Source organism: Microcoleus sp. Pol11C3, assembly GCF_036701485.1.
Lineage (GTDB): Bacteria > Cyanobacteriota > Cyanobacteriia > Cyanobacteriales > Microcoleaceae > Microcoleus.
Genome location: NZ_JAUBQW010000308.1, coordinates 1 through 1,261, shown reverse-complemented (window position 1 = coordinate 1,261; position 1,261 = coordinate 1). Strand labels below are relative to the sequence as shown.

The following is a 1,261-nucleotide window of genomic DNA, read 5'->3' as shown; positions in this document are numbered from 1 at the left end:
CCACAAATTTTTCTGCCGATTTCTTTTGGGACATCTCAACTCCTACTGAGATTTACGTCCTCATTATTATACATGATTTGTGATTTACAATTCATTTGCGATCGCTATAGCAACTGTGGAGACGGCTAAACACCGAGTATTTATATTTTTAGATAATGATGTCGTACCTGACAACAAATTGATTGCGATCGCTTTTGATGATGCTTATTTTCTAGGTATTTTATCCAGCAAAATTCATGTTGTTTGGGCATTGGCAGCAGGTGGATGGCTTGGTGTAGGGAACGATCCAGTTTACGTCAAGACAAAATGCTTCGACCCCTTCCCCTTCCCCGACCCAACCGACACCCAAAAACAAACCATTCGCGAACTCGGAGAACGCCTCGACAGCCACCGCAAACGAGTCCAAGCCACTCACCCGGAAGTCACCATCACCGGGATGTACAACCTCCTCGAACAACTCCGCCAAGGCGAACCCCTCGACGACAAAGACAAAGCCTTCAACCAAAAAGCCCTAGTCTCCACCCTCAAACAAATCCACGACGAACTAGATGCCGCCGTATTTGCCGCCTATGGTTGGGAACCCACCCTCACCGACGACCAAATCCTGGAAAACCTCGTCACCCTCAACGCCCAACGCGCCGAAGAAGAACGCAACGGACACATTCGCTGGCTGCGTCCCGACTACCAAAATCCCGGCGAAACCTATGTACAACCAACTCTTGAAGGTATCACTACCGAAACCGAAACCGCCATTACTCCCACCGAACAACAACCCTTCCCCAAAACCCTCAAAGAGCAACTTTGGGCCATCCGCGACTTATTCCGCACCCAAAGCGGCGAATGGACAGCCGCCCAAGTCACCGCCCATTTCAAAGCAGCCAGCCGCAAACAAAAAGTCATTCTCGACTGTCTAGAAAGTCTGGAAGATTTGGGGATTTTGCTCAGTCATACTGAAAATGGGATGACTTTCTGGCATCTGGCAGAACTTTAGAGCGATTGGTAAGTTTCTGTTACCTTCTCTATGCCATCTGCAAATACTCCAACATCAGCAACCGCAAATAGTCCAGCATTCGGATATAGGCTCGCATTTGAAGATAGCCCGATCGCGTTTCAGAAGACTCAGCAATCGCAGAACGATCGAATACCCTAAGCTGATGTAAATTTGCGATCGCTTCCTCGCGATGCTGGGTGCATCTCACTTTGGCAAATACATCAAATTGAAAGTTGACCGTTGAGATAAGCACAGCGAAGAGCAAGGATA

At 48.1% G+C, this 1,261-nt stretch carries 2 protein-coding genes; one reads left to right on the top strand and one right to left on the bottom strand.

The features are described 5' to 3' along the window. Nucleotides 1–79: 79 nt before the first annotated feature. Nucleotides 80–991, top strand: a complete 912-nt coding sequence (locus QUA40_RS28780) for a type IIL restriction-modification enzyme MmeI (RefSeq protein WP_333132130.1) — start codon at nucleotides 80–82, stop codon at nucleotides 989–991. Between the two features lie 28 nt (nucleotides 992–1,019). On the opposite strand, the gene QUA40_RS28775 is transcribed toward QUA40_RS28780, so the two are convergent. Next, nucleotides 1,020–1,261, bottom strand: a 242-nt coding sequence (locus QUA40_RS28775) for a hypothetical protein (protein WP_333132128.1), incomplete at its 5' end; no start/stop codon positions are given.